This is a genomic window from Pantoea sp. E2023-21 (assembly GCF_051302795.1).
Taxonomy (GTDB): Bacteria; Pseudomonadota; Gammaproteobacteria; order Enterobacterales; family Enterobacteriaceae; genus Pantoea; species Pantoea ludwigii_A.
In genome coordinates this window covers 2,218,641-2,241,918 of record NZ_CP195344.1, presented here as the reverse complement: position 1 = coordinate 2,241,918, position 23,278 = coordinate 2,218,641, and the positions used below count along the sequence as shown (strand labels likewise).

General features: G+C 51.5%; 16 protein-coding genes, 2 tRNA genes, 3 rRNA genes and 1 other annotated feature. Of the genes, 13 read left to right on the top strand and 8 right to left on the bottom strand.

Going from position 1 to position 23,278, the window contains the following annotated elements:
* Positions 1–17: 17 nt before the first annotated feature.
* Positions 18–782 carry a tRNA (guanosine(37)-N1)-methyltransferase TrmD gene (gene trmD / locus ACRQ84_RS10560; protein ID WP_064737992.1) on the top strand — a complete coding sequence of 255 codons (765 nt, stop codon included), beginning with the start codon at positions 18–20 and terminating at the stop codon, positions 780–782.
* 42 nt (positions 783–824) lie between these two features.
* Positions 825–1,175 carry a 50S ribosomal protein L19 gene (rplS, locus tag ACRQ84_RS10555; protein WP_007893316.1) on the top strand — a complete coding sequence of 117 codons (351 nt, stop codon included), beginning with the start codon at positions 825–827 and terminating at the stop codon, positions 1,173–1,175.
* A gap of 56 nt (positions 1,176–1,231) precedes the next feature.
* Here the strand turns inward: rplS and ACRQ84_RS10550 are convergent, their stop codons facing one another.
* Positions 1,232–1,753 carry a GNAT family N-acetyltransferase gene (locus ACRQ84_RS10550; RefSeq protein WP_483816010.1) on the bottom strand — a complete coding sequence of 174 codons (522 nt, stop codon included), beginning with the start codon at positions 1,751–1,753 and terminating at the stop codon, positions 1,232–1,234.
* Positions 1,754–2,040: 287 nt separating this feature from the next.
* Between ACRQ84_RS10550 and ACRQ84_RS10545 the strand changes: the two genes are divergently transcribed.
* Together ACRQ84_RS10545 and tyrA are read left to right on the top strand one after the other, a co-directional pair.
* Complete coding sequence (locus tag ACRQ84_RS10545; protein ID WP_061719955.1) at positions 2,041–3,120, top strand: 3-deoxy-7-phosphoheptulonate synthase; 1,080 nt, start codon at positions 2,041–2,043, stop codon at positions 3,118–3,120.
* Between the two features lie 6 nt (positions 3,121–3,126).
* Positions 3,127–4,248 (top strand): bifunctional chorismate mutase/prephenate dehydrogenase, encoded by a 1,122-nt coding sequence (gene tyrA, locus ACRQ84_RS10540; RefSeq protein WP_064737990.1) that lies wholly within the window; start codon positions 3,127–3,129, stop codon positions 4,246–4,248.
* Between the two features lie 32 nt (positions 4,249–4,280).
* On the opposite strand, the gene pheA is transcribed toward tyrA, so the two are convergent.
* The 4 genes from pheA to bamD all read right to left on the bottom strand — a co-directional run bounded on the left by pheA (position 4,281) and on the right by bamD (position 7,031).
* A complete protein-coding gene (pheA, locus tag ACRQ84_RS10535) occupies positions 4,281–5,444 on the bottom strand; it encodes a bifunctional chorismate mutase/prephenate dehydratase (protein WP_064737989.1) in 1,164 nt (387 codons plus the stop codon).
* A gap of 22 nt (positions 5,445–5,466) precedes the next feature.
* Positions 5,467–5,591: a sequence feature (Phe leader region), on the bottom strand.
* Entirely contained in the window at positions 5,543–5,590 is a 48-nt protein-coding gene (pheL, locus tag ACRQ84_RS10530; protein ID WP_100703679.1) for a pheA operon leader peptide PheL, read from the bottom strand. It overlaps the preceding feature by 48 nt.
* A gap of 96 nt (positions 5,592–5,687) precedes the next feature.
* Positions 5,688–6,014 carry a ribosome-associated translation inhibitor RaiA gene (gene raiA, locus ACRQ84_RS10525; RefSeq protein ID WP_007893325.1) on the bottom strand — a complete coding sequence of 109 codons (327 nt, stop codon included), beginning with the start codon at positions 6,012–6,014 and terminating at the stop codon, positions 5,688–5,690.
* A gap of 276 nt (positions 6,015–6,290) precedes the next feature.
* Positions 6,291–7,031, bottom strand: coding sequence for an outer membrane protein assembly factor BamD (gene bamD, locus ACRQ84_RS10520; RefSeq protein WP_064737988.1), 741 nt, complete (start codon positions 7,029–7,031; stop codon positions 6,291–6,293).
* Positions 7,032–7,161: 130 nt separating this feature from the next.
* On the opposite strand from bamD, the gene rluD reads away from it, so the two are divergent.
* From rluD to ACRQ84_RS10475, 9 genes are all read left to right on the top strand, one after another.
* Positions 7,162–8,142, top strand: coding sequence for a 23S rRNA pseudouridine(1911/1915/1917) synthase RluD (gene rluD, locus ACRQ84_RS10515; RefSeq protein WP_064737987.1), 981 nt, complete (start codon positions 7,162–7,164; stop codon positions 8,140–8,142).
* A complete protein-coding gene (gene yfiH / locus ACRQ84_RS10510) occupies positions 8,139–8,867 on the top strand; it encodes a purine nucleoside phosphorylase YfiH (protein ID WP_483816009.1) in 729 nt (242 codons plus the stop codon). The genes rluD and yfiH overlap by 4 nt, the downstream gene beginning before the upstream one ends.
* Positions 8,868–8,993: 126 nt before the next feature.
* The gene (gene clpB / locus ACRQ84_RS10505) at positions 8,994–11,567 is read left to right on the top strand and encodes an ATP-dependent chaperone ClpB (protein ID WP_483816008.1); all 2,574 of its coding nucleotides are present in this window, start codon (positions 8,994–8,996) and stop codon (positions 11,565–11,567) included.
* Between the two features lie 474 nt (positions 11,568–12,041).
* Positions 12,042–13,583 (top strand): 16S ribosomal RNA (locus ACRQ84_RS10500).
* A 73-nt stretch (positions 13,584–13,656) separates the two neighbouring features.
* Positions 13,657–13,733: transfer RNA gene (locus tag ACRQ84_RS10495), tRNA-Ile, on the top strand.
* Positions 13,734–13,875: 142 nt separating this feature from the next.
* Positions 13,876–13,951 (top strand) — tRNA-Ala (locus ACRQ84_RS10490).
* A 202-nt stretch (positions 13,952–14,153) separates the two neighbouring features.
* Positions 14,154–17,061: ribosomal RNA gene (locus ACRQ84_RS10485) — 23S ribosomal RNA — on the top strand.
* Positions 17,062–17,161: 100 nt separating this feature from the next.
* Positions 17,162–17,277 (top strand): 5S ribosomal RNA (rrf, locus tag ACRQ84_RS10480).
* The 16S, 23S and 5S rRNA genes sit together here with 2 tRNA genes alongside, the layout of an rRNA operon.
* A gap of 233 nt (positions 17,278–17,510) precedes the next feature.
* Positions 17,511–18,815 carry an MFS family transporter gene (locus ACRQ84_RS10475; RefSeq protein ID WP_483816007.1) on the top strand — a complete coding sequence of 435 codons (1,305 nt, stop codon included), beginning with the start codon at positions 17,511–17,513 and terminating at the stop codon, positions 18,813–18,815.
* On the opposite strand, the gene ACRQ84_RS10470 is transcribed toward ACRQ84_RS10475, so the two are convergent.
* The 3 genes from ACRQ84_RS10470 to ACRQ84_RS10460 form a co-directional block, all read right to left on the bottom strand.
* A complete protein-coding gene (locus tag ACRQ84_RS10470; protein ID WP_483816006.1) occupies positions 18,816–19,136 on the bottom strand; it encodes a YfiM family lipoprotein in 321 nt (106 codons plus the stop codon).
* Between the two features lie 3 nt (positions 19,137–19,139).
* A complete protein-coding gene (gene pssA, locus ACRQ84_RS10465) occupies positions 19,140–20,495 on the bottom strand; it encodes a CDP-diacylglycerol--serine O-phosphatidyltransferase (RefSeq protein WP_064739639.1) in 1,356 nt (451 codons plus the stop codon).
* Between the two features lie 116 nt (positions 20,496–20,611).
* Positions 20,612–23,269: a bifunctional acetate--CoA ligase family protein/GNAT family N-acetyltransferase gene (locus ACRQ84_RS10460; RefSeq protein WP_483817915.1), complete on the bottom strand. Its 2,658-nt coding sequence runs from the start codon at positions 23,267–23,269 to the stop codon at positions 20,612–20,614.
* Positions 23,270–23,278 lie beyond the last annotated feature (9 nt).

Sequence of the window (23,278 nt, the reverse complement as noted above, 5' to 3'; positions counted from 1 at the left end):
ACGTAACGGCGAACGCGATGTGGATTGGTGTTATTAGCCTGTTTCCAGAGATGTTTCGCGCTATTACCGAGTACGGGGTAACTGGCCGGGCAGTAAAAAATGGCCTGCTCGACATTCAAAGCTGGAGTCCTCGTGACTTCACGCATGACCGGCACCGTACCGTGGACGATCGTCCTTACGGCGGCGGACCGGGAATGTTGATGATGGTGCAACCCTTACGGGACGCCATCTCCGCAGCGAAAGCGGCGGCGGGAGAAGGCGCTAAGGTGATTTATCTTTCACCTCAGGGACGCAAACTAGACCAACAGGGCGTTTGCGAACTAGCAACCAATCAGAAGTTGATTCTGGTTTGTGGTCGCTATGAAGGGATAGATGAGCGCGTAATTCACACTGAGATTGATGAAGAATGGTCAATCGGTGATTACGTTCTCAGTGGCGGTGAGCTGCCAGCCATGACGTTGATTGACTCAGTCGCCCGGTTTATTCCAGGCGTATTGGGTAAACAGGCGTCAGCCGATGAGGATTCGTTCTCGGATGGTTTGCTGGATTGCCCGCACTACACCCGACCTGAAGTGTTAGAAGGGATGGAAGTTCCGCCAGTTCTGCTGTCGGGCAACCATGCCGAGATTCGCCGCTGGCGCCTGAAACAGTCGTTAGGCCGTACCTGGCTAAGAAGACCTGAACTTCTGGAAAACCTGGCTCTGACTGAAGAGCAAGCACGGTTGCTAAATGAGTTCCAACGGGAACATCAGCAGCAACAAAACGATGAGGCGGGAGAGTAATCTTCCCTCACTATCAGTTTACCCAGGATAAGAGATTTAATTATGAGCAACATTATCAAGCAACTTGAACAAGAGCAGATGAAGCAGGACGTACCTTCATTCCGTCCGGGTGATTCCGTGGAAGTGAAAGTATGGGTCGTAGAAGGTTCTAAGAAGCGTCTGCAGGCATTCGAGGGCGTGGTTATCGCTATTCGTAACCGCGGTCTGCATTCTGCATTCACTGTTCGTAAGATTTCTAACGGCGAAGGTGTTGAGCGTGTCTTCCAGACTCACTCTCCAGTAATTGACAGCATTGCTGTTAAACGTCGTGGTGCTGTGCGTAAAGCCAAACTGTATTACCTGCGTGAGCGTACCGGTAAGTCAGCTCGTATCAAAGAGCGTCTTGGCGCGTAAGCGACTTCTCAAAGTTAATAGCAAAAAGGGGTTGGCCATTTGGCCAGCCCCTTTTTTTATGGATGCTGCAAATGATAGATCGCGGTGTTTACCGCTCCGCTTTCCAATACGATGAGTCCATAGCGATAATCAACCAACGTGAAGCCGCTGCGTAAGGCAACCGCACGGCTGGCATAATTCTCTTCTGCTGCCAGAATTTCCAGCTGGTTAATGTGTGGATATTTGAAGCCAAATTCGACCAACTGCGCGACTGCGCGCGTCGCCACGCCCTGGCGCTGCGTATCGCTGCGTACCCAATACCCTAACGCACTCCATTCGTCTGCTTGCTTTGCAAAGCGAATACCCGCACCGCCCAATAGTCGATCGTTACCATCAACAATGGCGAACTCTTCCGCCTCACCGTTACTGCGTTGTATACGTGTGAAATCGATCCAGCGGGCTGCTTCATCAGGATGATAGTTCTCATGTGCCCAAGGCAACCAGGGTTGTAGGCTGCTCACTGATTCATTTACGGCTTGGGTAAAAGCATCTACATCCTGCAATGTAAAAGGACGCAGTGTTATAAGTGGAATAGGCATCGCACGATCCCTGAAAAATAATGAATAACAGAATGTTAGCTGGACTGAGGGCAAAAATCATTAGCGAGATGCGATGGGGTGTAATCATTAGTTTACATTTTGCTGTGGTGGTGTATTTTGTTAACATCATGATATTAATCAATATTATATTATATTAAGTGCCTTTTTATTCTTATGGTAACAAAAGTGTACATATGTGGATTGCAAGCTGTACAGGGTGTGATAAAGTAAGCGTCATCCTCAGTGAGGATCCCAAACCGCATATACGAGTAAAAAGGATCGCAATCATGCAAAAAGACGCGCTGAACAATGTGCATATCGCCGACGAACAGATTTTAATTACCCCGCAAGAGCTGAAGGCCAAATTCCCGCTCACTGCGGCGCAAGAAGCGCAAATTGCGTCTTCTCGCCAAACCATTGCCGACATTATTGCGGGCCGCGACCCGCGCCTGTTGGTGGTTTGTGGCCCTTGTTCGATTCACGATACCGAAGCCGCACTTGCCTATGCCCGTCAGTTGCAATCACTCTCTGCACAGTTGAAGGATCAGCTGTACATCGTTATGCGCGTTTATTTTGAAAAACCTCGAACCACCGTCGGCTGGAAGGGGTTAATCAATGATCCTTACATGAATAATTCATTTGATATGGAAGCTGGGCTACATATCGCGCGTCAGCTGCTGGTTAATCTTGTTGAGATGGGTTTACCGCTGGCGACCGAAGCGCTGGATCCTAATAGTCCACAATACCTGGGCGATCTGTTTAGCTGGTCTGCGATCGGTGCACGTACTACTGAATCACAAACTCACCGTGAAATGGCATCGGGTCTTTCAATGCCGGTTGGCTTTAAAAATGGCACCGATGGCAGTCTCGGCACCGCCATCAATGCTATGCGCGCCGCCGCAATGCCACATCGCTTTGTTGGCATCAATCAGGCCGGTCAGGTTTGTCTGTTGCAAACGCAGGGCAACCCAGATGGACATGTGATTTTACGCGGTGGAAAAGCACCCAACTATGGTCCTGAAGATGTCGCGCAGTGTGAAAAAGAGATGCTGAAAGCGGGACTGCGCCCGGCCTTAATGATAGATTGCAGCCATGGTAATTCTAACAAAGACTATCGCCGCCAGCCTGGCGTAGCCGAATCGGCTATCGCGCAGATTAAAGATGGAAACCGTTCCATCATTGGCCTGATGTTGGAAAGCAACATTCATGAAGGCAACCAGTCTTCTGAACAGCCACGCAGCGAAATGAAATATGGTGTATCCGTTACTGATGCCTGTATTGACTGGGAAACTACAGAAACTTTGCTGCGTGAAATCCATCAGGATCTGCAGGGAGTGCTGTCGGCGCGTCTGTCACACGAGGTGTAATGAGTCATGGTGGCTGAACTGACCGCGCTACGCGATCAAATAGATGAAGTAGATAAAGCCCTGCTTGGGCTACTGGCAAAACGACTTGAGCTAGTGGCCGAAGTGGGTGAAGTTAAAAGCCGCTACGGTTTACCCATTTACGTACCTGAGCGTGAGGCCAGCATGTTGGCTTCACGTCGCCAGGAAGCTGAAGCCATTGGCGTGTCGCCAGACTTGATTGAAGATGTATTGCGTCGCTTGATGCGTGAATCTTATGCGCATGAAAATGACAAAGGCTTCAAAACGCTTTGTCCGACGCTGCGTCCGGTGGTGATTGTAGGTGGTCGTGGCCAGATGGGGCGTCTGTTTGAAAAGATGCTTACGCTTTCTGGTTATCAGGTGCGGATTCTGGATAAAGGCGATTGGGATCGCTCAGACGAACTGTTGAAAGATGCGGGCATGGTGATCATCAGTGTGCCAATCCATCTGACAGAGCAAATTATCGGTGAGTTACCTAAGTTGCCAGAGGATTGCATTCTGGTCGATTTGGCCTCGGTGAAGAATCGCCCTCTGCAGGCGATGTTAGCCGCGCACACCGGACCGGTTCTGGGCTTGCACCCGATGTTTGGTCCGGATAGCGGCAGCCTGGCTAAGCAGGTTGTAGTTTGGTGTGATGGCCGTCAGCCGGAAGCTTATCAATGGTTTCTCGAGCAGATTCAGGTCTGGGGCGCGCGTCTGCATCGTATCAGTGCCGTTGAGCACGACCAGAATATGGCATTTATTCAGGCACTGCGTCACTTTGCGACTTTCGCTTACGGACTGCATTTGGCGGAAGAGAACGTCAATCTGGATCAGCTGCTGGCGTTATCTTCACCAATTTACCGCCTTGAACTGGCAATGGTTGGGCGCCTGTTCGCGCAGGATCCACAACTTTACGCGGACATCATCATGTCCTCAGAGAGTAATCTGGCGCTGATCAAACGTTACTACCAGCGATTTGGCGATGCGATCAAACTGCTCGAGCAGGGCGATAAGCAAGCCTTCATCGATAGCTTCGAACGCGTCGAACATTGGTTTGGTGATTACGCTAAGCGCTTCCTGGTAGAAAGCAGAAGCATGCTGCGATCGGCGAACGACAGCCGGCAATAGAACAAAAGGCATCCCTGAGGATGCCTTTTTGCTTAGAGGCGTGGCTCTACCGGCACCACATTCTCGCCGGGATAGCAGCCAAGAACTTTTAATGAACGGGTTAAGCCGCTCAACTCCGTTAATGCCAGTTGCATGCTCTCTGATTGCAGATTGCCTTGCACATCAATATAAAACATCTCTTCCCATGGATTGCCGTTGATTGGACGGTTTTCCAATTTACTCATGATGAGACCGTGGTTACGTAATACCATCAGCGCCTCAACCAATGCGCCAGCTTGTTGGCCAGTCGCCATAATCAGAGTCGTTTTCGCCGGAACCTGGCTGGAAACCTCAATCGCTTTACGGGCCAGCACAATGAAGCGCGTATGGTTCTGTTGTTGATTGGCCAGATTACGTTCTAGCACTTGCAATCCATACAGCTCACCGCCTGCTTCGCTACCCAATGCGGCAACCTTTGGTGAATTCATCGCTGCTACCTTTTCCATCGCCGCGGCGGTACTTTCTGTGTACTCAATTTTCCACTGCGGGAAGCGATTAATGAACTGGCTGCACTGCTGGAAGGGTTGTGGATGGCTATAGACCGTGTCGATTTGCTGTAGGTCGGTGCTGCCGTTTACCAGTACACAGTGCTCAATCGGAATGGTCAGTTCACCCACAATCGATAGCGTGGTTTGCTGAAGCAGATCGTAAACGTCATTGATCGAACCCGAGCTGGTATTTTCAATGGGCATTACTGCGTAATCCGCTTGGCCGCTCTCAACCTGATGAATGATGTCATGGAATTTCAAACAGCCTAACTCAACCATCGAATCAAAATGTCGGGTAGCATATTTACGCGCCGCGAGGTGTGAATAAGAACCTTTCGGTCCAAGGAATGCAATGCGTGGTGCATGTGCATGCGGATGGTTGAGGTTTTTTTGCAATAGTGCTTGCTGGGTAAGAACCGAATCTTCAATCACCAACTGGAATAAACGCGTGATGTAGTGCGCATCTAGCTGATGCCTTTTACCCAGAGAAATGAGATTTTCCAGCAGAGCACGTTCGCGCTCAACGTCGCGGATCGGACGATGCGTTGCCAGTTTTGCCTGAGCAACTTCAACGGCCAGTGTGCGACGCTCTGATAAAAGCGCTAAGAGTTTTTCATCAACGGCGCTGATCCTATCGCGTAAGGCCAGCAGCGGATTTTCGGGATTCATAGGGCTCACCTGTAAAATGTCCAATAAAAAAGCCTCCCATTTGGGAGGCTTTGTTGTTCGTCTTCGCATTCATTTTCACATGACGAATCGCCTCCCAATCAGGGGAAGGTAAAAAAGAATGCGAAGAAGAACGGTAGATGTTTCATGGTTGGTTCCATAAATGAAGTGGCTTGAGAGTAACCGCAGTGATTTAAAGCTGTCAATAAAAAACGCGCCCGGAGGCGCGTTACTAAAGATGTATGTTTATTCCGTAGGCATGAAATCTTTAACACTACTGTTGGCGCGACGGGCTTCGGGTTTATGTTGCGCTTTATTGAGTTGTCGCTCCAACTTGGCAATCAAGTCATTGATGGCCGTATACATATCATCATGTTTCGCGCTGGCAACCAGCGTTCCGTTAGGCGTATTAATGGTGGCGTCTGCCACAAATTCCTTCGGCTCTTTCGATAACACAATGTGAGGGTTTATCAGATGTGTTTGCCATTTTTCCAGCTTGGCGAGGCGCTCTTCAACGTGGTTACGGATGGCCTCGGTGATTTCCATTTGTTTGCTGGTAATGTTCAGAATCATAGTTAAACCTCTCTGTCATTTCCGTCTGGGTAGGACCAGCATACCGCGGATATCAAGAAAATGTGTGATCTAGATCACATTGAAATGTCACTTTTTGTCAATGCCGCTTAATTGTGAGAAAGGCTGGGAAAGTGGTGCGAAACTCTTGAAGACGAGAGAGGAAGGGCGCATGATTGATGGGATAATAATGATGATAAATCAGTAAAATTACTGAGTTACCCACAAAGTGACATAAAAAAAGCAGCCATATAGGCTGCTTTTTTGTGGATGTAATAATCAGGACTGATTATTCGCCGCAATGATTTTTGCCACTTTGTCGGCTTCAGCCGTCAATTGCAGCTGGCGGTAAGCATTTTCCATCAACGGCAACGCTTCATGAGTCGCCTCAGTATCCGGATAATCCTTCATCATCGTTTCCACGCGGTTAACAACAGCGACATAAGCACCGCGCTTGGTATAGAATTGCGCCACCGAGAGTTCATACTTCGCCAGGCGCTCTTTCAAGAATGCTAAACGTTTCTGTGCATCCGCAGCATATTGGCTGTTTGGATAACTGCGCAGTAACTGCGAGAAGTCACGGAAAGCATCACGAGCGTGCGTCGGATCACGATCGGAACGATCGATACCGAAGAAGCCCTGCAATGCAGAGTCATCCAGCGCCATATCCGTCAGACCTTTCATATAGATGACATAGTCGATATTCGGATGGGTTGGATTCAGACGCATAAAGCGAGATATAGCGGCTTGCGCTAGTGGCAGATCGGCATTTTTGTAATACGCGTAGATCAAATCCAGCTGTACTTGCTGTGAGTAAGGACCAAATGGATAGCGGTTATCCAGTGCTTCCAGTTGCTTAATCGCCGCTTTAAAGTTACCGTCCTGCAGCTTTTGCTGGGCCGTGGCGTAAATTTCAGACGGCGGGCTGTCCGGGACTGGATCCGATGAGCCGGAACAACCCACAAGCGCCAGGCTCAGGCTCAGTGTGGCAGCAGCCACCAGATGTTTCATACGCGTCATGACGAAATGATTATCCTCAAAGTGTTGTAGCAGAAGCTGTCCGTATAGCTCCCAGTTATGACCAGGTACGATAGCACATTATATTAAACGGCATCGCCGTGAAAACCCAACGTTAACGAAGAAGCTGTATATGGCACAACAAGTTCAACTCACCGCAACGGTGTCCGAAGCACAGCTTGGACAACGCTTAGATCAGACTTTGGCAGAATTGTTCCCTGATTATTCACGTTCTCGCATAAAAGAATGGATTCTTGAGCGCCGAGTCAGCGTCAACGGCACTATCATCGATAAACCAAAAGAAAAAGTTTTTGGCGGTGAGCATGTTTCGATTGATGCTGAGATCGAAGAAGAGCAACGCTGGGAAGCGCAAAACATCCCACTCAACATTGTTTATGAAGATGACGACATTCTGGTAATCAACAAACCCCGTGGTTTAGTGGTACATCCAGGCGCAGGGAATCCGGATGGCACAGTGCTTAACGCACTGCTCTATCACTATCCACCGATTTCTGACGTACCTCGCGCAGGCATTGTTCATCGTCTGGATAAAGACACCACCGGCTTGATGGTGGTAGCGAAAACCGTTCCTGCACAAACGCACTTGGTTGAATCGCTGCAGCTGCGTGAAATTACGCGTGAATATGAAGCGGTCGCCATCGGCACCATGACTGCGGGTGGTACTGTGGATCAGCCAATGGCGCGCCATTCAACCAAACGCACGCATATGGCGGTACATCCTATGGGTAAACCGGCGACTACGCATTACCGCATCATGGAGCACTTCCGTGCACATACGCGTTTGCGTTTACGCCTTGAAACGGGTCGTACGCATCAGATTCGTGTGCATATGGCCCATATCAATCATCCGCTGGTGGGCGATCCGCTTTACGGTGGCCGTCCACGTCCGCCAAAAGGGGCATCTGAAGCTTTCATCACAACACTCCGTGGTTTTGATCGCCAGGCGCTGCATGCCACGATGTTACGTCTCTATCATCCGATTACCGGTATTGAGATGGAATGGCATGCGCCATTGCCGCAGGATATGGTCGATTTAATTGATGCACTGAAAGCCGATACTCATGAATTCCGCGATCAGATGGACTGGCTATGAGTGAATGGATCATCCCGGATTGGCCTGCGCCGCAGCATGTTCGGGCATGTTCCACCACGCGTCACGGCGGCGTTAGCGCTGCCCCTTGGGATTCGCTGAATCTTGGTGGGCATGTTGGCGACGCTGAGTCGCATGTTGCTCAAAATCGTCAACGCTTAATTGAGCAGCTGGCATTACCTAAGATGCCGCAATGGCTCGATCAGGTTCATGGTCAAATCGTTGCGCGCTTACCTGCCACTGAACCGCTACCGCGCGCTGATGCCGCAATCACGCGTGAAAGCGGGGTGGTTTGCGCAGTGATGACGGCGGATTGTTTGCCGGTGTTGTTTTGTAGCAAAGATGGCAGTGAAGTCGCAGCTGCGCATGCTGGATGGCGTGGACTCTGCAATGGCGTACTGGAACAGACGTTGTCACAGTTTCACTGTCCGGCGAACGACATCCATGCATGGCTTGGCCCGGCAATCGGTCCGCAAGCATTTGAAGTTGGACCGGAAGTCAGATCGGCATTCATGGCACATGATTTACAAGCGGAACAGGCTTTTCGCCCGGTTGGTAGCAAATACTTTGCCGATATTTGGCTGCTGGCTCGCCTGCGCCTGCAGGCTGCCGGAGTGCATTCCATCAGCGGTACAATGCGTTGTACCTTCCATGAACGCGATGATTTTTTCTCCTTCCGGCGCGATGGTGTTACCGGGCGTATGGCAACTTTGATTTGGCTGAGATAGTCTTACGCCACAAGACGGTCCAGTTAGCGTATTTTTTGCTCACAACTCAGGTCATTAACCTTGAAAAATTTGAGGGATGACCTCATTTAATCTCCAGTAGCATTTTGACCTGTAATGGGAGGAATTATGCGTCTGGATCGTCTTACTAATAAATTTCAACTGGCACTTGCCGATGCACAGTCCCTTGCTCTGGGACATGACAATCAATTCATTGAACCCCTTCATTTGATGAGCGCGCTGCTTAATCAGGAAGGCGGATCGGTGCGTCCGTTGCTAAGCGCAGCGGGTGCCGATGTGGCTGGTCTGCTCACCAGTATTGAACAAGCAATTAATCGACTGCCGCAGGTAGAAGGTACCGATGGCGACGTACAGCCATCCGCCGATCTCATTCGGGTGCTTAACCTGTGCGACAAGCTGGCGCAAAAGCGCGGCGATAACTTTATATCATCTGAATTATTTGTATTGGCGGCCCTCGATTCACGTGGCTCGCTGGCTGACCTTTTGAAATCAGTTGGCGCGACTTCGGACAAACTCTCTAAGGCCATCGACCAATTACGGGGAGGAGACAACGTGAACGATCAAGGGGCTGAAGATCAGCGTCAGGCTTTAAAAAAATACACCATTGACCTTACCGAGCGTGCCGAACTTGGCAAACTGGATCCGGTCATTGGGCGTGATGAAGAGATCCGTCGCACCATTCAGGTGTTGCAGCGTCGTACCAAAAATAACCCGGTACTGATTGGTGAACCTGGCGTCGGTAAAACGGCTATCGCCGAAGGTTTAGCGCAGCGCATCATCAATGGTGAAGTGCCGGAAGGTCTCAAAGGTCGTCGCGTGCTGGCATTGGATATGGGTTCGCTGGTGGCTGGCGCCAAATATCGCGGAGAATTTGAAGAGCGTCTCAAAGGCGTGCTTAGCGATCTGGCGAAACAGGAAGGCAACGTCATTCTGTTTATCGACGAACTGCATACCATGGTTGGCGCCGGTAAAGCCGATGGTGCAATGGATGCGGGCAACATGCTGAAACCCGCACTGGCGCGCGGTGAGTTGCACTGTGTCGGCGCAACTACGCTGAATGAGTATCGTCAGTTTATTGAGAAAGATGCGGCACTGGAACGTCGTTTCCAGAAAGTTTTTGTCGCTGAGCCGAGTGTGGAAGATACCATTGCCATTCTGCGCGGATTGAAAGAACGCTATGAACTGCATCACCATGTGCAGATCACCGATCCCGCGATTGTGGCTGCGGCGACGCTGTCGCATCGTTACATTTCCGATCGTCAGCTGCCAGATAAGGCCATTGACCTGATTGATGAAGCGGCATCCAGTATTCGTTTACAGATGGATTCGAAGCCCGAATCACTCGATCGACTGGAGCGTCGCATTATCCAGTTAAAACTGGAGCAGCAGGCATTAAAGAAAGAGTCTGATGACGCCAGCGTGAAACGTCTGGAAATGCTTGAAAGCGAACTTGATCAGAAAGAGCGTGAATACGCTGAGCTTGAAGAGGAGTGGAAAGCAGAAAAAGCCTCTTTGACCGGCACGCAGAACATCAAAGCAGAACTTGAGCAAGCGCGTCTGACGATGGAGCAAGCGCGTCGCGTTGGCGACCTTGGTCAGATGTCTGAACTGCAGTACGGTAAAATTCCGGAGCTGGAGAAACAGTTAGCCATTGCTACGCAGTCTGAGGGGAAAACCATGAAGCTGTTACGCAATCGCGTAACGGATGTGGAGATCGCCGACGTGCTGGCACGTTGGACTGGAATTCCAGTCGCACGCATGATGGAAGGTGAACGCGATAAATTGCTGCGTATGGAGCAAGAGTTGCACTCACGCGTTATCGGACAGAACGAAGCGGTTGAAGCGGTTTCGAATGCGATTCGACGTAGCCGAGCTGGCCTATCGGATCCGAATCGTCCAATTGGTTCCTTCTTGTTCCTTGGACCCACGGGCGTCGGTAAAACCGAATTGTGTAAAGCGCTGGCTAACTTCTTATTCGACAGCGATGACGCAATGGTGCGCATTGATATGTCCGAGTTTATGGAAAAACACTCCGTGTCGCGTCTGGTGGGTGCACCTCCAGGATACGTCGGCTATGAAGAGGGCGGATATTTGACCGAAGCGGTACGCCGTCGGCCTTATTCGGTGATTTTGCTGGATGAAGTCGAGAAGGCGCATCCTGATGTGTTCAACATCCTACTGCAGGTGTTGGATGATGGTCGCTTAACTGATGGGCAAGGCCGCACGGTGGATTTCCGTAATACCGTGGTGATCATGACCTCGAACCTTGGTTCCGACCTTATTCAGGAACGTTTTGGTTCTCTGGATTATCCGGAAATGAAAGAGGTGGTAATGACGGTTGTTGGACAGCACTTCCGTCCGGAATTTATCAACCGTATAGATGACATGGTGGTGTTCCATCCGCTGGGCGAAAAACACATTGCTTCGATTGCGCAGATTCAGTTGCAACGTTTGTATAAACGTCTTGAGGAGCGTGGCTACCAGCTACATATCTCCGATGATGCGCTCAAACTGCTCGGCGAAAATGGTTATGACCCGGTTTATGGTGCGCGTCCATTGAAGCGTGCTATTCAGCAGCAGATTGAAAACCCGCTGGCGCAGCAGATTCTTTCTGGTGCCTTGGTTCCGGGTAAAACGATTGAAATGGATGTAAAAGACGATGTGATTGTTGCTCATCAGTAATGACATTCACTTGAAACGGGCCTGCGGGCCCGTTTTTTTTGGCCTTTTCGCAAGAATCAGCTGCTTTTTGCAACGTATCGCCTGGAAAGTGAGCGGTCGCGCAAAAACTTGAAATTTGCACTTGTCAGCTCCGAATAACTCCCTATAATGCGCCACCACTGAGACGGCAAAGCGGCAACGCAGACGGCTCAGCAGGGAGTGAAGAAATTCACCCCGCCGGATGAAAACGCTGAAAAAAGTGTTTGACTCCGAAGGAGGAAAGCGTAATATACGCCACCTCGCGACAGACGGTTAACCCGCTGCTCGCAACGCTCTTTAACAATTTATCAGACAATCTGTGTGGGCACTCGCAGGATTGATATCAGCGTCTCCGGACGCAAAAAAATATCAAGTCTCACGAGTGAACACATAATGAAATTCATTATGACGTTTTACAGATGAGCATCGCTGCACTCGTTGCAGCAAATCAAACTTAAATTGAAGAGTTTGATCATGGCTCAGATTGAACGCTGGCGGCAGGCCTAACACATGCAAGTCGAACGGTAGCACAGAGGAGCTTGCTCCTTGGGTGACGAGTGGCGGACGGGTGAGTAATGTCTGGGAAACTGCCCGATGGAGGGGGATAACTACTGGAAACGGTAGCTAATACCGCATAACGTCGCAAGACCAAAGTGGGGGACCTTCGGGCCTCACACCATCGGATGTGCCCAGATGGGATTAGCTAGTAGGTGGGGTAATGGCTCACCTAGGCGACGATCCCTAGCTGGTCTGAGAGGATGACCAGCCACACTGGAACTGAGACACGGTCCAGACTCCTACGGGAGGCAGCAGTGGGGAATATTGCACAATGGGCGCAAGCCTGATGCAGCCATGCCGCGTGTATGAAGAAGGCCTTCGGGTTGTAAAGTACTTTCAGCGGGGAGGAAGGCGGTGAGGTTAATAACCTTACCGATTGACGTTACCCGCAGAAGAAGCACCGGCTAACTCCGTGCCAGCAGCCGCGGTAATACGGAGGGTGCAAGCGTTAATCGGAATTACTGGGCGTAAAGCGCACGCAGGCGGTCTGTCAAGTCGGATGTGAAATCCCCGGGCTTAACCTGGGAACTGCATTCGAAACTGGCAGGCTAGAGTCTTGTAGAGGGGGGTAGAATTCCAGGTGTAGCGGTGAAATGCGTAGAGATCTGGAGGAATACCGGTGGCGAAGGCGGCCCCCTGGACAAAGACTGACGCTCAGGTGCGAAAGCGTGGGGAGCAAACAGGATTAGATACCCTGGTAGTCCACGCCGTAAACGATGTCGACTTGGAGGTTGTTCCCTTGAGGAGTGGCTTCCGGAGCTAACGCGTTAAGTCGACCGCCTGGGGAGTACGGCCGCAAGGTTAAAACTCAAATGAATTGACGGGGGCCCGCACAAGCGGTGGAGCATGTGGTTTAATTCGATGCAACGCGAAGAACCTTACCTACTCTTGACATCCAGAGAACTTAGCAGAGATGCTTTGGTGCCTTCGGGAACTCTGAGACAGGTGCTGCATGGCTGTCGTCAGCTCGTGTTGTGAAATGTTGGGTTAAGTCCCGCAACGAGCGCAACCCTTATCCTTTGTTGCCAGCGGTTCGGCCGGGAACTCAAAGGAGACTGCCAGTGATAAACTGGAGGAAGGTGGGGATGACGTCAAGTCATCATGGCCCTTACGAGTAGGGCTACACACGTGCTACAATGGCGCATACAAAGAGAAGCGACCTCGCGAGAGCAAGCGGACCTCATAAAGTGCGTCGTAGTCCGGATCGGAGTCTGCAACTCGACTCCGTGAAGTCGGAATCGCTAGTAATCGTAGATCAGAATGCTACGGTGAATACGTTCCCGGGCCTTGTACACACCGCCCGTCACACCATGGGAGTGGGTTGCAAAAGAAGTAGGTAGCTTAACCTTCGGGAGGGCGCTTACCACTTTGTGATTCATGACTGGGGTGAAGTCGTAACAAGGTAACCGTAGGGGAACCTGCGGTTGGATCACCTCCTTACCTGAAGATACCTTCCCGCGTAGTGCTCACACAGATTGTCTGATAGAAAGTAACGAGCAGAAAAAACCTCTACAGGCTTGTAGCTCAGGTGGTTAGAGCGCACCCCTGATAAGGGTGAGGTCGGTGGTTCAAGTCCACTCAGGCCTACCAAATTTCTTCTCATGCTGCGTTAAAGCGCCGCTCGTATAGTGAACTATACGTCGCGACACTTTGCCTTGCCTGAAAAGAAATGACCGTTTGTAAAAACGGGACTCCTGGTGAGTGGTAGTAGTGGTCTCTGCAGTAACTGTATGGGGCTATAGCTCAGCTGGGAGAGCGCCTGCCTTGCACGCAGGAGGTCAGCGGTTCGATCCCGCTTAGCTCCACCATTACAGTGACTCAAAACAATACTTCAGAGCGTGCCGGCAACGGCGTGCTGCGAAGTATTATGCTCTTTAACAATCCGGAACAAGCTGAAAATTGAAACGACATGTTGGTTCATTTCTCCGTAATAGGAAATGAATAACGACATGTTCGAGTCTCTCAAATGCTTGCAGTCTGCACGCGTTGCAAAACGCCTGTGGGTTGTGAGGTTAAGCGACTAAGCGTACACGGTGGATGCCCTGGCAGTCAGAGGCGATGAAGGACGTGCTAATCTGCGTAAAGCGTCGGTAAGGTGATATGAACCGCTACAGCCGACGATGTCCGAATGGGGAAACCCGGTGCACTCAGTGCATCATCGCAACATGAATACATAGTGTTGCGAGGCGAACCTGGGGAACTGAAACATCTAAGTACCCAGAGGAAAAGAAATCAACCGAGATTCCCCCAGTAGCGGCGAGCGAACGGGGAACAGCCCAGAACCTGAATCAGTTTGTGCGTTAGTGGAAGCGTCTGGAAAGTCGCGCGATACCGGGTGACAGCCCCGTACACGAAAGTGCACATTCTGTGAGTTCGAAGAGTAGGGCGGGACACGTGGTATCCTGTCTGAATATGGGGGGACCATCCTCCAAGGCTAAATACTCCTGACTGACCGATAGTGAACCAGTACCGTGAGGGAAAGGCGAAAAGAACCCCGGCGAGGGGAGTGAAACAGAACCTGAAACCGTGTACGTACAAGCAGTGGGAGCCTTCATTTATGGGGGTGACTGCGTACCTTTTGTATAATGGGTCAGCGACTTATATTCTGTAGCAAGGTTAACCGTATAGGGGAGCCGCAGGGAAACCGAGTCTTAACTGGGCGTTAAGTTGCAGGGTATAGACCCGAAACCCGGTGATCTAGCCATGGGCAGGTTGAAGGTTGGGTAACACTAACTGGAGGACCGAACCGACTAATGTTGAAAAATTAGCGGATGACTTGTGGCTGGGGGTGAAAGGCCAATCAAACCGGGAGATAGCTGGTTCTCCCCGAAAGCTATTTAGGTAGCGCCTCGTGAACTCATCTTCGGGGGTAGAGCACTGTTTCGGCTAGGGGGCCATCCCGGCTTACCAACCCGATGCAAACTGCGAATACCGAAGAATGTTATCACGGGAGACACACGGCGGGTGCTAACGTCCGTCGTGAAGAGGGAAACAACCCAGACCGCCAGCTAAGGTCCCAAAGTCATGGTTAAGTGGGAAACGATGTGGGAAGGCACAGACAGCCAGGATGTTGGCTTAGAAGCAGCCATCATTTAAAGAAAGCGTAATAGCTCACTGGTCGAGTCGGCCTGCGCGGAAGATGTAACGGGGCTAAACCATGCACCGAAGCTGCGGCAGCGACACTATGTGTTGTTGGGTAGGGGAGCGTTCTGTAAGCCGTTGAAGGTGTGCTGTGAGGCATGCTGGAGGTATCAGAAGTGCGAATGCTGACATAAGTAACGATAAAGCGGGTGAAAAGCCCGCTCGCCGGAAGACCAAGGGTTCCTGTTCAACGTTAATCGGAGCAGGGTGAGTCGACCCCTAAGGCGAGGCTGAAAAGCGTAGTCGATGGGAAGCAGGTTAATATTCCTGCACTTGGTGTTACTGCGAAGGGGGGACGGAGAAGGCTAGGTTATCCGGGCGACGGTTGTCCCGGTTTAAGCGTGTAGGCTGACACCTTTGGTAAATCCGGGGTGTCTTAAGGCTGAGGCGTGACGACGAGCCACCACGGTGGTGAAGTAACTGATGCCCTGCTTCCAGGAAAAGCCTCTAAGCTCCAGGTAACACGAAATCGTACCCCAAACCGACACAGGTGGTCAGGTAGAGAATACCAAGGCGCTTGAGAGAACTCGGGTGAAGGAACTAGGCAAAATGGTGCCGTAACTTCGGGAGAAGGCACGCTGGCGCGTAGGTGGAGGGACTTGCTCCCCGAGCCGAAGCCAGTCGAAGATACCAGCTGGCTGCAACTGTTTATTAAAAACACAGCACTGTGCAAACACGAAAGTGGACGTATACGGTGTGACGCCTGCCCGGTGCCGGAAGGTTAATTGATGGGGTTATCCGCAAGGAGAAGCTCTTGATCGAAGCCCCGGTAAACGGCGGCCGTAACTATAACGGTCCTAAGGTAGCGAAATTCCTTGTCGGGTAAGTTCCGACCTGCACGAATGGCGTAATGATGGCCAGGCTGTCTCCACCCGAGACTCAGTGAAATTGAAATCGCTGTGAAGATGCAGTGTACCCGCGGCAAGACGGAAAGACCCCGTGAACCTTTACTATAGCTTGACACTGAACATTGAGCCTTGATGTGTAGGATAGGTGGGAGGCTTTGAAGCGTGGACGCCAGTCTGCGTGGAGCCAACCTTGAAATACCACCCTTTAATGTTTGATGTTCTAACGTAGGCCCGTAATCCGGGCTGCGGACAGTGTCTGGTGGGTAGTTTGACTGGGGCGGTCTCCTCCCAAAGAGTAACGGAGGAGCACGAAGGTTGGCTAATCCTGGTCGGACATCAGGAGGTTAGTGCAATGGCATAAGCCAGCTTGACTGCGAGAGTGACGGCTCGAGCAGGTGCGAAAGCAGGTCATAGTGATCCGGTGGTTCTGAATGGAAGGGCCATCGCTCAACGGATAAAAGGTACTCCGGGGATAACAGGCTGATACCGCCCAAGAGTTCATATCGACGGCGGTGTTTGGCACCTCGATGTCGGCTCATCACATCCTGGGGCTGAAGTAGGTCCCAAGGGTACGGCTGTTCGCCGTTTAAAGTGGTACGCGAGCTGGGTTTAGAACGTCGTGAGACAGTTCGGTCCCTATCTGCCGTGGGCGCTGGAGAATTGAGGGGGGTTGCTCCTAGTACGAGAGGACCGGAGTGAACGCACCACTGGTGTTCGGGTTGTCATGCCAATGGCATTGCCCGGTAGCTAAGTGCGGAAAAGATAAGTGCTGAAAGCATCTAAGCACGAAACTTGCCCCGAGATGAGTTCTCCCTGACCCCTTGAGGGTCCTGAAGGGACGTTGAAGACTACGACGTTGATAGGCCGGATGTGTAAGCGCAGCGATGCGTTGAGCTAACCGGTACTAATGACCCGTGAGGCTTAACCTTACAACGCCAGAGGCGTTTTGGTCTGAGAGACCTGATTTTCAGCTTGTTTTACCGGATAGATTTGCGCGGCCCGCGAGGGCGGCGTGAGCAAAAGAATTTGCCTGGCGGCTTTAGCGCGGTGGTCCCACCTGACCCCATGCCGAACTCAGAAGTGAAACGCCGTAGCGCCGATGGTAGTGTGGGGTCTCCCCATGCGAGAGTAGGGAACTGCCATGCATCAATCAGGTGAAGAAGCCCCGAACGGAAGTTCGGGGCTTTTTTACGTCTGTATATTGCTAATTAAAGCTACAATATGGCTGAATTTACATGAAAATCAGCTAAAAACCGCAATAAAAGTTCTCAGTCAGTCACATTTCGTGATCAAGGATTAGAGACGATTCCCGCAATCAGTTAATAGATGCTTTACTCAATCCTTTGGCGTTAATTCTTCGCAAGGAAAAGAGGTAAGCATGACAGACTCACAACAACAAAAAGTGGCACTACCTGAAGCGGCAGCTGACAGTAAACAACGCATCTGGGCGATTGTTGGCGCTTCATCCGGCAATTTAGTTGAATGGTTCGATTTTTATGTTTACTCCTTCTTCTCACTCTATTTTGCCCACGTCTTCTTCCCAAGCGGGGATACCACCACTCAATTGCTGCAAACTGCTGGCGTTTTCGCAGCAGGCTTTTTAATGCGTCCGATCGGCGGATGGTTGTTTGGTTATATTGCCGATCGCCACGGCCGTAAAGCCTCGATGCTGATCTCCGTGTGCATGATGTGTCTGGGATCGTTAGTCATCGCCTGTTTACCTGGCTTTAGCGAAATTGGCATAGCTGCCCCAGTAATTCTTCTGCTGGCACGTATGTTCCAGGGCTTATCGGTCGGTGGGGAGTATGGCACGAGCGCCACCTATATGAGCGAAGTGGCACTGGAAGGAAGAAAAGGATTTTATGCTTCTTTTCAGTATGTGACGTTAATCGGAGGTCAATTACTGGCCGTGCTGACCGTCGTCGTTCTGCAACAACTCCTTAGCGATGAACAGCTTCGAAGTTGGGGGTGGCGTATACCGTTCTTCCTCGGCGCGATATTGGCTGTTGTTGCATTGTGGTTACGTCGTTCTCTCAACGAAACCTCCGAGAAAAAACACCGCGAACATCGTGATGCCGGCAGTATTACGGGATTACTACGCAATCACACGCGTGCGTTTCTGATGGTGCTAGGTTTTACCGCAGGTGGTTCGCTGAGCTTCTATACCTTTACCACCTATATGCAGAAATATCTGGTGAATACCGCCGGGATGGATGCGCGCAGTGCCAGTGGATTGATGACCGGAGCTTTGCTGGTATTTATGTTGATTCAGCCGATCGTTGGCGCACTGTCAGATAAAATCGGTCGTCGAGCCTCAATGATGATTTTCGGTGCTGGAGCAGCAATCTGCACGGTTCCGATTCTGATGCTGCTACAAAATGTGCAAAGCAGCTGGCTGGCATTTTGCTTGATTATGCTGGCACTGATCATCACCAGTTTCTATACCGCGATTAGCGGCATTTTGAAGGCCGAGATGTTCCCACCTGAAGTGCGTGCGCTGGGCGTTGGCCTTTCCTATGCGGTGGCGAATGCCATATTTGGTGGTTCGGCTGAATATGTCGCGTTGCTGCTTAAAAGGGAAGGCATTGAAACCAGCTTCTTTTGGTATGTCTCAGCCATGGGCGCTTTAGCATTCCTGGTATCGTTAATGCTGCATCGTAAAGGGAAGGGGATCGCACTGTAGTTACTGGCTGAGATTCCACAGTGCGATGCCGCTGGCGGCACCGGCGACATCCCAGCTAAGATCTTTCCAACTCCAGCCGCTCCCTGCTGAGCGGCTGTCATACAACTCTTTCCCGACCCCAAAACTGAGCGAAAACAGAAAGCCGAAACGCAAATTTTGCCCACGGCTTTGTTGTTGATGCTGAGAGATCTCACTACCTGCAGCGGCCAACACAGCGGAAGAGAAGTAGTGTTGTGCTTTATCTTTACCCGTCCAGTTATCTTCGGCGACATGCGCACATCCACTACACAGCAAAACCACGCAGAGGATGAGCGCACGCATCGACTAAAGCAGACGGCTAATCAAGCGATCAATACGAATACGGCGCAGGCGGCGAATCAGTTTGCGTACCTTAGCCGGATAATCGGAAATACTCTCCAATTCGCGGAAATGCTGCACCACGGACGTATGCTCACGAATCAAAGCCAGTTCTTTTTCACGCTGCTCAGCCAATTGATTCAGCGGATCGTGAATCAGCACCGCATTTTCCAGGTCAAGTCGCCACGCGCGCGGGTTGAGGTTATTACCTGTGATCATCATCCATTCGTCATCCACCCAAATGCCTTTTAAGTGATAACTGTTCTCGCCATCTTTCCATAAACGCACCGTCAACTGACCGTTATTGACGTAATACTGTAAACGGCTGAGGAAGCGACGCAGATTGATCTCATATAGATAGGGCAACGCCCCGATAATCTTAAACGGCTGCTCCGGCGGGATATAGAAATCATTGGCCGTTTTGTCGCCAATGATGATTTCCACTTCTTTGCCCTGACGCAGTAAATGAATCAGGTTACGTACCAAAATGGCGGGCAGGTTGAAATAAGGTGTACAAAGCGTCAACTTACGCTCGGCGCACGGCATCAAATGGAAGATGGTTTTATTAAGCAGACTGCGTTTACCCAGGCCAACCAGCGGCGTGACGGCAAGTGATTCATTATCTGCATTACCGGTGAACTGATAATTAAAGCTGCGTAGCTCCTGACGGAATTGACGCGTTTCGTTCTTTATTTCCGGGCTGGAAGGACGCTCAGTTTTATCAAGGCGGTTAACCGCATCGGATTCCTTGAGATTTTCGCATATCCACGCATACATGGTATCGGTCAGCTGCGAATTGCGGATCAGCTGATAGCGATCATAACGATACTTATCATGCTGATGAAGATAAACGTCATTCAGGCTCGCGCCGCTATAAAGCAGCGTATCATCAATGATAAAACCTTTCAGATGCAGCACGCCGAGCGCTTCACGCGTGTTAACCGGAATGCCATAAACCGGGATGGCGATATCCGGATGCTGAGCAGCCATTTCGCAATACCAGTCAGCATTGGTCACGCCGCGGGCAGCGCCAATACGACCACGCTGCGCACGATGCCAGTCAACCAAAATACAGACATCCAGTTCCGGACGTGCCTGACGGGCCGCGTACAGCGCCTGCATAATGCCCCGGCCGCCGTCATCATTTTCCAGATACAGCGCGGTGATGCAGATACGCTTTTCTGCCTCGGCAATTTTCGTCAGCAGGGTTTCGCGAAACTCGGCAGGCGAGTAAAGCGTCGTCAGATCCGACACGGATTGTGACAGTTTAGGCAGCTGTGCGAGGTGTTGTTGGTGTTTATTACGTTTAAATTTAGACAACATCACGGTGCACTTCTTCTCTGTTCATTGCATGGCCTTTTGCCATCAAATCATGATCCTAACGGTAAATAATACCATCAACCGGCCTGTAGAGGAGGATTTTTACCTTTCTGTACAGGTTAGCTGATGACGTTACCGAGCGGCAAATTCAGGCTGACAATGCCATCATCCAGTTGAATATTCACACGAAAGTTGAGTTTTCGCGCCAGCGTAATCATGCCGCTATTGTTTGGCATGGTGATACCGTTCAATTGTTGCAGGCCATGATCGCGCGTATAGCGAATCATCTTCTCCAGCAAGCGCCTGCCCATGCCCAACCCCTTAAGATCGGATCGTACCAGCACCGAGAATTCAGCATCGATATTGTCTGCATCCGAAATCGCGCGCGTCACGCCAATAATTTCGTCAGTGCCGTTATGCTGGCGCACCGCCACAATCGCCATTTCACGGTCATAATCGATTTGAGTCATATTCGCCAAATCTTCATGGGTGAACTCATTGATTTCACTGAAATAGCGATAGTAGAGATCTTCTTTGGTGACCTGAGCGATAAACGCGCGCAGTTGCGGTTCATCTTCCGGCAGAATGGGGCGGAACAAGCAATGTTGCCCATCTTTCAGCTCTACTTGCTCTTCCAGATGATGCGGATAAGGGCGGATTGCCAGGCGTGTTTCGTTATCACCGCTAAAGGGCGCCAGATGCAACGTAACGTCCAGCAGCGTAAATTCATCGGCCGATGCCAGCAGCGGATGAATGTCCAGGCGTTGAATCTCCGGACAATCGACCACCAGGTTGGAAACCTGCACTAACAGCTGACTAAGCCCGGTAATATCCAGCGGTCGTAAGGCGCTACGGCTGCGTACTTTGCCGCTTTTCATCGCCTGAATCACCAGATAGCGCGCCAGCGTCATATTCAGTGGCGGCAAAGCGACGGCGGCTTGCTTATCAGGCTGCCACTCGACGCCACCTTCGCCCAGCAGGATGATGGGACCAAACAGCGGATCCTGTTCGACCACCACGCGTAACTCCTGTGCCCCGGCGCGGTTCGCCATACTTTGTACCAGCAGGCCATCAATATGCGCCTGTGGATGGGTTACGCGCACGCGATCGAAAATGGCTTCAGCCGCTTGTTCTACTTCTGCGGCACTGCGCAGATACAGCATTACGCCTTGTACCTCGGACTTGTGCGGAATATCCGGCGAACGCAGTTTAAGTGCCACGGGATAACCAATCTGATCGGCGATTTTGCCCGCGGCAGCGCTATCGCTGGCAATCCAGGTGGGCAGCGTTGCCAATCCGTAAGCCTGCAACACCGGCTGTACTTCATGGGTATCCAGTGTAGTGATGCCTTTATCCAGTGCTTGTTGAATCAGCTGATGCGCCTGTGCGCTGTTCTGGGTCAGCCCGATCGGTAGCGCGGGCGTCTCACGTAACTGCTTTTGGTTACGGCGATATTCCACCTGATGCATAAAGGCGGTTATCGTTCCTTCGGGTGTGCGCCAGGTGGGAATGCCAGCCTGGGTAAAAGCGCGCCGTGCGACCTGCGATGAGTATTCACCGCACCAGTTAGTCAGCAGCGTGATCTGCTTGCCACGCGGATGTTTGGCAACGGCAGCAATAATCTGCTCGGCCGTTTCACTGGAGGGCGATACGGCGCTTGGCGCATGAATGATCATCAGTGCATCAAGTTCATGGCTATCCAGCAGCCGCTCGATGCAGGCGACATAGCGCGCCGGCGTCGCATCATCTTTCAAATCGAGCGGATTACCGCGGCCAACGCCTTCCGGCAGCAGTGCGGCCAGCGCCTGCAATGTCTCTTCGCTCAACGTCGCCAGCTTACCGTTGCGCGCATACAATTCGTCTAATGCCAGCGCAGCCGGTGCTGCGCCGTTACTGATGATCATCAGGCGATCGCCGCGCAGTGGTCGCATATGGCTTAGCGACTCCACCGCCGTAAACAGCTCGTGCGTATCCTGCACGCGCAGTAAACCGGCGCGCTGAATCGCCGCATCCCAGGCCGCATCCAGCCCACTGTGCGTACCGATCATCGCCTGCGCCTGATGGCTGCGACCACTTTTAATCACCAGAATCGGTTTATTACGCGAGGCGCTGCGTGAAGCGGAAACGAAACGACGCGCATCGCTGAGGTGTTCGAGATAAAGCAGAATCGCGCTAGTTTTGCCATCGCGCGCGAGGAAATCCAGCAGATCATCAACGTCGATATCCAGGCTATCTCCCAATGCGATAAACCAGGAGAAGCCGAGATTGCGCTGCTGTGCCCAATCGAGAATAGTGTTAGAGACCGCTGCGGATTGGGAAATAAAAGCAATGCGTCCTTTGGCAATGGGTACCGGCGAGAAGCTGGCATTCAACCCTTGCCACGGCGCCAGCAACCCTAAACTGTTGGGTCCGAGTAGACGGATTTGCCACTGGCTGGCGCAGGCTTTTAGCTCTTCCAACTGGCTGGACGGTGCCGAGAGAATAATGCAGGCCTTACAGCCTTTTTCACCCAGCTGTTGCAGCAGTTCGAGATTCCGTTTGGCGTGAGTACAGATAATGGCGAGATCGGGTGCGAAGGGCAGGCTGGCAATATCGGGCCAGGCCAGCACGCCGCTCACCGCTTTGTACTTCGGCGTCACCGGCAACACTGGACCGCTAAATCCGCCGGCCAGCAGATTACGCATCATAAAGTAGCCGGCGCGCCCCGGTGTAATCGAGGCACCGATTACCGCGATTGATTTAGGTCGTAACAGCGCTTCCAGTCCGCGTTGGCTCATCATCCGCTC